This is a genomic window from Sphingopyxis sp. (assembly GCF_050725615.1).
In the GTDB taxonomy this organism is placed as follows: Bacteria; Pseudomonadota; Alphaproteobacteria; order Sphingomonadales; family Sphingomonadaceae; genus Sphingopyxis.
Genome location: NZ_JBOHHU010000012.1, coordinates 56,595 through 63,791 on the forward strand (window position 1 = coordinate 56,595; position 7,197 = coordinate 63,791).

The window sequence follows — 7,197 nt, forward strand, 5'->3', positions numbered from 1 at the left end:
GTCAAAGCCGCGCGGGCTTGCACCGCGCGGCAAGACCCTCTAAGGGCGGCGCCTGATTCAGCAGGCGCGTCCAGGACTGATCAACGCAAACATTGAACAAGAAGGTTATACCATCATGGCCAAGGCTAAATTTGAGCGGACGAAGCCGCACTGCAACATCGGCACCATCGGTCACGTCGACCATGGCAAGACCTCGCTGACCGCAGCGATCACCAAGGTGCTCGCCGAAAACGTCGCCGGCAACGCCGCCGTCGACTTCGCGAACATCGACAAGGCTCCCGAAGAGCGCGAGCGCGGCATCACCATTTCGACCGCCCACGTCGAATATGAAACCGATGGCCGCCACTATGCGCACGTCGACTGCCCGGGTCACGCTGACTATGTGAAGAACATGATCACCGGTGCCGCCCAGATGGACGGCGCGATCCTCGTCGTGTCGGCCGCTGACGGCCCGATGCCGCAGACCAAGGAGCACATCCTGCTCGCCAAGCAGGTCGGCGTTCCCACCATGGTCGTCTTCCTCAACAAGGTCGACCAGCTGGACGATCCCGAGCTGCTCGAACTCGTCGAGCTGGAAATCCGCGAAGAACTGTCGAAGCGCGACTTCGACGGCGACAATATTCCGATCATCCCGGGTTCGGCTCTCGCCGCCCTCGAAGGTCGCGACGACGCCATCGGCAAGGACGCGATCCTGAAGCTGATGGCGGCCGTCGACGCGTGGATCCCGCAGCCGGAACGTCCGCTCGACAAGCCCTTCCTGATGCCGATCGAAGACGTGTTCTCGATCTCGGGTCGCGGTACCGTCGTCACCGGCCGTATCGAAACCGGCGTCGTCAAGGTTGGTGAAGAAGTCGAGATCGTCGGCATCAAGGACACCAAGAAGACCGTCGTGACCGGCGTCGAAATGTTCCGCAAGCTGCTCGACCAGGGCCAGGCTGGCGACAACGTCGGCGCGCTGATCCGCGGCGTCGGCCGTGAAGAAGTCGAGCGTGGCCAGGTTCTCTGCAAGCCCGGCACGATCAAGCCGCACACCGAGTTCACCTCGGAAGTCTACGTCCTGTCGAAGGACGAAGGCGGTCGTCACACGCCGTTCTTTGCGAACTATCGTCCGCAGTTCTACTTCCGCACCACGGACGTCACCGGTGAGGTCATCCTCCCCGAGGGCACCGAGATGGTCATGCCCGGCGACAACGTCCAGCTGTCGGTCAAGCTGATCGCCCCGATCGCCATGGACCCGGGTCTGCGCTTCGCCATTCGCGAAGGTGGCCGTACGGTTGGCGCAGGGGTTGTCGCGACCATCACAAAGTAATATAGGGCCGCGAGCCGCGCGATTCGGAAGCGATTCGCGCGGCTCGTAGCACTAGGAATTTAGATGGCCGATCCGGCTTCCCTGCGGGAGCCGGAGCAGGCCATTTCGGCTCTTTCGCATCGTCAGACGGGATTCGACTGGAACAGTCATGGAAACGCAGAATATTCGCATTCGCCTGAAGGCCTTTGATCACCGCGTGCTCGATCAGGCCACCACCGACATCGCCGACACGGCGCGTCGTACCGGAGCGCTTATTCGCGGCCCGATCCCGCTGCCGACGCGCATTGAAAAATTCACCGTGAACCGCGGTCCGCATGTCGACAAGAAGTCGCGCGAGCAGTTCGAGGTGCGTACCCACAAGCGGCTGCTCGACATCGTGCAGCCCACCCCGCAGACGGTCGATGCGCTGATGAAGCTCGACCTCGCTGCGGGCGTGAACGTCGAGATCAAGCTGGCCTGAGCCAGCGAAGCCCCGGTGAAAACCGGGGTCTCTATCGGCGGCCTCCTCGGAAGCCGCATTGTCCGGAGCGATCCGGACCGACGATAGGGTGGATACCGCCGGACCGCTTCCCTGGAAGCAAAATGGTCCGGGCTGCGTCCCCCGTCTCGCCGCAGGTCCTTCGGGATGGCGGCACCTCAGCCCGGACGGGGCGATGCATCGAAATTATGGGCTGGGAGGGTTCCATCGGGGCAATGCCTCAGTGGGTCCCGCAAGCCGTGCGGAATGGTCCGCCCGGCCTCTGTTGAGGAGTATTGATCATGCGGACTGGCGTGATCGCGAAGAAAATGGGGATGACCCGCCTGTTTCAGGACGACGGCCGCCACGTGCCCGTCACCGTCCTGAGCCTCGAAGGCTGCCAGGTCATCTCCGTGCGCGAACAAGAACGTGACGGCTATGTCGCCGTCCAGCTCGGTGCCGGCTCGGCGAAGGCGAAGAACGTCGCCAAGCCCCAGCGCGGCGCTTTCGGCAAGGCCGAAGTCGAACCCAAGGCGAAGGTCGTCGAATTCCGCGTCGCTGACGACGCGACGCTCGACGTCGGCGCCGAACTGTCGGCCGACCATTTCGTCGCCGGCCAGATCGTCGACATCCAGGGCGTCACGCAGGGCAAGGGTTTTGCCGGTGCGATGAAGCGCTGGGGTTTCGGAGGCATGCGCGCCACGCACGGCGTGTCGATCAGCCACCGTGCCCATGGTTCGACGGGTAACCGCCAGGATCCGGGCCGCGTCTTCAAGAACAAGAAGATGGCCGGCCACATGGGCGCGCGCAACCGCACCCAGCAGAATCTCGAAATCGTCCGCACCGACGTCGAGCGCGGCCTTCTCTTCGTCAAGGGCTCGGTCCCTGGCTCGAAGGGCGGCTGGCTGATGGTCCGCGATGCGGTCAAGCTGCCGCGCCACCCCGAGGCCCCCTATCCGGCGGGCATCAGGAGCGCGGCCAACAGCAACCAGGAAGCCCCGGCAGACGCGCCGGTCGAAACGCCGGTCGAAGAGACCGTCGTGACCGACACCGCGACCACCGACGGCGCGCAGGAGTCCTGAACATGAAGGTCAAGGTTCAGACCATCGACGGCAAGGCCGGCAGCGACATCGACCTCAACGACGACGTCTTCGGCGTCGATCCGCGCGCCGACATCCTGCACCGCGTCGTTTCGTGGCAGCTCGAAAAGCGCCGTGGTCCGGCTCGCGCCGCCCGCGAACGCAGCGACGTCGCCCGCACCGGCAAGAAATTCGGTCGCCAGAAGGGCGGCGGTACCGCACGTCACGGCGATCGCAAGGCGCCGATCTTCATCGGCGGTGGCAAGGCGCATGGTCCCCGGGCCCGCACCTTCGGTCACTCGCTGAACAAGAAGATCCGCGCGCTCGGCCTGAAGATGGCGCTCAGCGACAAGGCGAAGGGCGGCAAGATCGTCGTCCTCGACACGCTCGAGCTCAAGGATGCCAAGACCAAGGCGCTCGCCGGCAAGCTCGGCAAGCTCGAACTCGGCAACCGCGCGCTCTTCATCGACGGCGATGCGGTCCATGAAAGCTTCGCCATGGCGTCGGCCAACCTGATCGGTATCGACTCGATGCCGGCGGCGGGTGCCAACGTCTATGACATCATCCGTGCCGACACGCTGGTCCTGACCCGCGCGGCGGTCGAAAAGCTGGAGGCCCGTTTCCATGGCTAAGGCAAAAACTGTCGACGCGCGTCACTATGACGTGATCCTCGCTCCGGTGATCACCGAAAAGTCGACCCTGCTCAGCGAGAATAACGCGGTGGTGTTCAAGGTTGCGAACGACGCGACCAAGCCCGCCATCAAGGCCGCCGTCGAGGCGCTGTTCGATGTCAAGGTGATCGGCGTGAACACGCTCATCACCAAGGGCAAGACCAAGCGCTGGAAGGGCAAGCCCTACACCCGCAGCGACGTGAAGAAGGCGATCGTTCGCCTGGCCGAAGGCCAGTCGATCGACGTCACCACCGGCGTCTGATTGTAGGAAGAGGCAGGAACAATGGCACTTAAATCCTATAATCCGACCAGCCCCGCGCAACGCGGCCTGATCCTCGTCGACAAATCGTCGCTGTGGAAGGGCAAGCCCGTCAAGGCTTTGACCGAAGGCAAGCGCAAGACCGGCGGCCGCAACAACAAGGGTCATGTGACCTCGCGCGGCATCGCCGGCGGCCACAAGCAGAAGTACCGCTTCATCGACTTCAAGCGTCGCAAGTGGGACATGCCGGCCACCGTCGAGCGTCTGGAATATGACCCCAACCGCACGGCCTTCATCGCGCTGGTGAAGTATGAAGACGGCGAGCAGACCTACATCCTGGCGCCGCAGCGCCTGGCGGTCGGCGATGTCGTCGTCGCGGGCAAGAAGACCGACGTGAAGCCGGGCAATGCGATGGAATTGTCGCAGATGCCGGTCGGCACGATCGTCCACAACATCGAGATGAAGCCGGGCAAGGGTGGCCAGATCGCCCGTTCGGCCGGCACCTATGCACAGGTCGTCGGTCGTGACCGCGGTCTCGTCATCGTGCGTCTCGGTTCGGGCGAACAGCGTTACATCCGCGGCGAGTGCATGGGCACGGTCGGCGCGGTGTCGAACCCCGACAACCAGAACACCAATCTGGGCAAGGCCGGCCGTGGCCGCTGGCTCGGCAAGCGTCCGCTGACCCGCGGCGTGGCCAAGAACCCGGTCGACCATCCGCACGGCGGTGGTGAAGGCCGGACCTCGGGCGGCCGTCATCCGGTGACCCCGTGGGGCAAGCCGACCAAGGGTGCCCGCACCCGTTCGAACAAGTCGACCGACAAGATGATCATCCGGTCGCGTCACGCGAAGAAGAAGAGGTAAGCCATGGCTCGCTCGGTCTGGAAGGGTCCTTTCGTGGACCTCCATCTGCTCAAGAAAGCCGAAACGGCCCAGGACGGCGGCAGCTCTGCCCCGATCAAGACCTGGTCGCGTCGGTCCACCATCCTGCCGCAGTTCGTGGGGCTGACCTTCAACGTCTACAACGGCCGCAAGTTCGTGCCGGTGTCGGTGAACGAAGACATGGTCGGCATGAAGCTGGGTGAATTTGCGCCGACGCGCTTCTTCCCCGGCCACGCGGCCGACAAGAAGGGCAAACGCTAATGGGCAAGGCAAAATCCCCCCGCCGCGTTGCGGATAACGAAGCGCTGTCGGTCGGCACGCAGATTCGCGGTTCGGCGCAGAAGCTGAATCTCGTCGCTGCGCTGATCCGCGGTCGCAAGGTCGAAGACGCGATGAACGTCCTCGCTTTCTCGAAGAAGGCGATGGCGGTCGACGTGCGCAAGGTTCTCGCCAGCGCCGTCGCCAACGCGGAAAACAACCACAACCTCGACGTCGATGCGCTGGTCATCCAGGAAGCCAGCGTCGGCAAGTCGATCTCGATGAAGCGCTGGCACGCTCGCGGCCGCGGCAAGTCGACCCGGATCGTCAAGCCGTTCAGCCGCATCCGCATTGTCGTGCGCGAACAGGAAGAAGAGGCGTAAGATGGGCCAGAAGAGCAATCCGATCGGCCTGCGCCTGCAGGTCAACCGCACCTGGGACAGCCGCTGGTTCGCCGAAGGGCAGGACTATGGCCGTATGCTCGTTGAGGATCTGAAGATCCGCAACTTCATCTTCAAGACGCTGCCGCAGGCCGCGATCTCGAAGGTGGTGATCGAGCGTCCGGCGAAGCTGTGCCGCGTGTCGATCTATGCCGCCCGCCCGGGCGTCATCATCGGCAAGAAGGGCGCCGACATCGAAAAGCTGCGCAAGCAGCTCGGCGAACTGACCGGCAGCGACGTGTCGCTGAACATCGTCGAAATCCGCAAGCCCGAAGTCGACGCCAAGCTCGTCGGCCAGGGCATTGCCGACCAGCTCGAGCGCCGCGTGGCCTTCCGCCGTGCGATGAAGCGCGCGGTGCAGTCGGCGATGCGTCTCGGCGCCGAGGGCATCCGCATCAACTGCGCCGGCCGTCTGGGCGGCGCGGAAATCGCGCGCACCGAATGGTATCGCGAAGGCCGCGTGCCGCTGCATACCCTCCGGGCCAACGTCGACTATGCCGAAGCGACCGCGCACACCGCCTATGGCGTGTGCGGGATCAAGGTGTGGATCTTCAAGGGCGAAATCCTGGGTCACGACCCGATGGCGACCGACCGGTTGATGCTCGACGCGCAGACGTCGGGCGTGCGCCCGGCGCGCGATGATCGCCGCTAAGGACTGCTGACATGCTGCAACCGAAAAAAACCAAGTTCCGCAAGGCTTTCAAGGGCCGCATCCATGGCAATGCCAAGGGTGGCACCAGCCTGAACTTCGGCTCCTACGGGCTGAAGGCGATGGAACCCGAGCGCATCACCGCGCGCCAGATCGAAGCGGCTCGCCGTGCGATCAGCCGTGCGATCAAGCGCCAGGGCCGTTTGTGGATCCGCATCTTCCCCGACGTCCCCGTGTCGTCGAAGCCGGCCGAAGTCCGTATGGGCAAGGGCAAGGGTTCGCCGGAATTCTGGGCCGCGCGCGTGAAGCCGGGTCGCATCCTGTTCGAACTCGACGGCGTTCCCGGCCCGGTGGCCGCGCTGGCGTTCGAACGCGCCGCGATGAAGCTGCCGATCAAGACCAAGGTCGTTGCCCGCCTCGGCGACACGACTCACCTGGAGGGTTAAGGACATGGCCAAGACCGAAGATTTCAAGGCCAAGACCGACGATCAGCTCGCCGAACAGCTCGGCGAACTGAAGCGCGAGGCCTTCAACCTGCGTTTCCAGGCGGCCACCGGCCAGCTGGAAAAAGCATCGCGCGTCAAGGAAGTGCGGCGCTCGATCGCCCGCATCAAGACGCAGCAGACCGAGCGCACGCGCTCGGCTGCGAAGTAAGGAGACTATCGATGCCGAAGCGCATTCTGACCGGCACCGTGGTGTCCGACAAGGGCGACAAGACCGTCGTGGTGAAAGTGGAGCGCAAGGTGAAGCACCCGCTCTACGGCAAGATCATCCGTCGTTCGAAGAAGTATCACGCCCATGATGAGGACAACGCCATCAAGGCCGGCGAAACCGTCCGCATCGAGGAAACGAAGCCGATTTCGAAGCTGAAGACGTGGAAGGTGCTCGACAAGGTCGACACCCACAGCAAGCCCAAGAGCGCTGCCGCTCCGGCTGCCGACGCCTAAGCTGGTTTTCACGGAACCGCCGGGGTTGCCCGGTAGGCCAAACAAGAAGGAAATGCATCGATGATCCAGATGCAGTCACAATTGGAAGTCGCCGACAACAGCGGCGCCAAGCGCGTCCAGTGCATCAAGGTGCTGGGCGGGTCGAAGCGTCGCGTCGCCGGCGTCGGCGATGTTATCGTCGTGTCGATCAAGGAAGCCCAGCCGCGCGGCAAGGTGAAGAAGGGTGACGTGCATCGCGCCGTCATCGTT

14 protein-coding genes are annotated in these 7,197 nt (G+C 64.0%); 13 read left to right on the forward strand and 1 reads right to left on the reverse strand.

Annotated elements, in window-relative coordinates; translation table 11 throughout:
• Position 1: 1 nt before the first annotated feature.
• Entirely contained in the window at positions 2 to 184 is a 183-nt protein-coding gene (locus ACREB7_RS04685) for a hypothetical protein (protein WP_431591139.1), read from the reverse strand.
• Between ACREB7_RS04685 and tuf the strand changes: the two genes are divergently transcribed.
• The 13 genes from tuf to ACREB7_RS04750 all read left to right on the forward strand — a co-directional run.
• Entirely contained in the window at positions 116 to 1,309 is a 1,194-nt protein-coding gene (gene tuf, locus ACREB7_RS04690) for an elongation factor Tu (RefSeq protein ID WP_431591131.1), read from the forward strand. The two genes, ACREB7_RS04685 and tuf, sit on opposite strands and share 69 nt — an antisense overlap.
• Before the next feature lie 148 nt (positions 1,310 to 1,457).
• Positions 1,458 to 1,769: a 30S ribosomal protein S10 gene (rpsJ, locus tag ACREB7_RS04695; RefSeq protein WP_003042199.1), complete on the forward strand. Its 312-nt coding sequence runs from the start codon at positions 1,458 to 1,460 to the stop codon at positions 1,767 to 1,769.
• Positions 1,770 to 2,068: 299 nt separating this feature from the next.
• Complete coding sequence (gene rplC, locus ACREB7_RS04700; protein WP_431591132.1) at positions 2,069 to 2,848, forward strand: 50S ribosomal protein L3; 780 nt, start codon at positions 2,069 to 2,071, stop codon at positions 2,846 to 2,848.
• A gap of 2 nt (positions 2,849 to 2,850) precedes the next feature.
• Positions 2,851 to 3,477 (forward strand): 50S ribosomal protein L4, encoded by a 627-nt coding sequence (rplD, locus tag ACREB7_RS04705; protein WP_431591133.1) that lies wholly within the window; start codon positions 2,851 to 2,853, stop codon positions 3,475 to 3,477.
• Complete coding sequence (locus ACREB7_RS04710) at positions 3,470 to 3,778, forward strand: 50S ribosomal protein L23 (protein ID WP_056341848.1); 309 nt, start codon at positions 3,470 to 3,472, stop codon at positions 3,776 to 3,778. The genes rplD and ACREB7_RS04710 overlap by 8 nt, the downstream gene beginning before the upstream one ends.
• Positions 3,779 to 3,799: 21 nt before the next feature.
• Complete coding sequence (gene rplB / locus ACREB7_RS04715) at positions 3,800 to 4,636, forward strand: 50S ribosomal protein L2 (protein WP_431591134.1); 837 nt, start codon at positions 3,800 to 3,802, stop codon at positions 4,634 to 4,636.
• Between the two features lie 3 nt (positions 4,637 to 4,639).
• A complete protein-coding gene (rpsS, locus tag ACREB7_RS04720; protein WP_037556370.1) occupies positions 4,640 to 4,915 on the forward strand; it encodes a 30S ribosomal protein S19 in 276 nt (91 codons plus the stop codon).
• The gene (gene rplV / locus ACREB7_RS04725) at positions 4,915 to 5,295 is read left to right on the forward strand and encodes a 50S ribosomal protein L22 (protein WP_056341841.1); all 381 of its coding nucleotides are present in this window, start codon (positions 4,915 to 4,917) and stop codon (positions 5,293 to 5,295) included. The genes rpsS and rplV overlap by 1 nt, the downstream gene beginning before the upstream one ends.
• A 1-nt stretch (position 5,296) precedes the next feature.
• Complete coding sequence (rpsC, locus tag ACREB7_RS04730) at positions 5,297 to 6,004, forward strand: 30S ribosomal protein S3 (protein WP_056341838.1); 708 nt, start codon at positions 5,297 to 5,299, stop codon at positions 6,002 to 6,004.
• Positions 6,005 to 6,015: 11 nt separating this feature from the next.
• Positions 6,016 to 6,447, forward strand: coding sequence for a 50S ribosomal protein L16 (gene rplP / locus ACREB7_RS04735; protein WP_056341835.1), 432 nt, complete (start codon positions 6,016 to 6,018; stop codon positions 6,445 to 6,447).
• Positions 6,448 to 6,451: 4 nt separating this feature from the next.
• Positions 6,452 to 6,655, forward strand: coding sequence for a 50S ribosomal protein L29 (gene rpmC / locus ACREB7_RS04740; RefSeq protein ID WP_037515654.1), 204 nt, complete (start codon positions 6,452 to 6,454; stop codon positions 6,653 to 6,655).
• A gap of 11 nt (positions 6,656 to 6,666) precedes the next feature.
• Entirely contained in the window at positions 6,667 to 6,948 is a 282-nt protein-coding gene (rpsQ, locus tag ACREB7_RS04745) for a 30S ribosomal protein S17 (protein ID WP_327471173.1), read from the forward strand.
• A 60-nt stretch (positions 6,949 to 7,008) separates the two neighbouring features.
• On the forward strand, positions 7,009 to 7,197 hold a 189-nt coding region (locus tag ACREB7_RS04750; protein WP_431591135.1), incomplete at its 3' end, for an uL14 family ribosomal protein.

What these genes read in the sequence shown, in the direction of transcription:
- tuf (WP_431591131.1), top strand. Translation starts at nt 116, where the DNA reads ATGGCCAAGGCTAAATTTGAGCGGACGAAGCCGCACTGCAACATCGGC.
- ACREB7_RS04685 (WP_431591139.1), bottom strand. Translation starts at nt 184, where the DNA reads ATGGTCGACGTGACCGATGGTGCCGATGTTGCAGTGCGGCTTCGTCCG.
- rpsJ (WP_003042199.1), top strand. Translation starts at nt 1,458, where the DNA reads ATGGAAACGCAGAATATTCGCATTCGCCTGAAGGCCTTTGATCACCGC.
- rplC (WP_431591132.1), top strand. Translation starts at nt 2,069, where the DNA reads ATGCGGACTGGCGTGATCGCGAAGAAAATGGGGATGACCCGCCTGTTT.
- rplD (WP_431591133.1), top strand. Translation starts at nt 2,851, where the DNA reads ATGAAGGTCAAGGTTCAGACCATCGACGGCAAGGCCGGCAGCGACATC.
- ACREB7_RS04710 (WP_056341848.1), top strand. Translation starts at nt 3,470, where the DNA reads ATGGCTAAGGCAAAAACTGTCGACGCGCGTCACTATGACGTGATCCTC.
- rplB (WP_431591134.1), top strand. Translation starts at nt 3,800, where the DNA reads ATGGCACTTAAATCCTATAATCCGACCAGCCCCGCGCAACGCGGCCTG.
- rpsS (WP_037556370.1), top strand. Translation starts at nt 4,640, where the DNA reads ATGGCTCGCTCGGTCTGGAAGGGTCCTTTCGTGGACCTCCATCTGCTC.
- rplV (WP_056341841.1), top strand. Translation starts at nt 4,915, where the DNA reads ATGGGCAAGGCAAAATCCCCCCGCCGCGTTGCGGATAACGAAGCGCTG.
- rpsC (WP_056341838.1), top strand. Translation starts at nt 5,297, where the DNA reads ATGGGCCAGAAGAGCAATCCGATCGGCCTGCGCCTGCAGGTCAACCGC.
- rplP (WP_056341835.1), top strand. Translation starts at nt 6,016, where the DNA reads ATGCTGCAACCGAAAAAAACCAAGTTCCGCAAGGCTTTCAAGGGCCGC.
- rpmC (WP_037515654.1), top strand. Translation starts at nt 6,452, where the DNA reads ATGGCCAAGACCGAAGATTTCAAGGCCAAGACCGACGATCAGCTCGCC.
- rpsQ (WP_327471173.1), top strand. Translation starts at nt 6,667, where the DNA reads ATGCCGAAGCGCATTCTGACCGGCACCGTGGTGTCCGACAAGGGCGAC.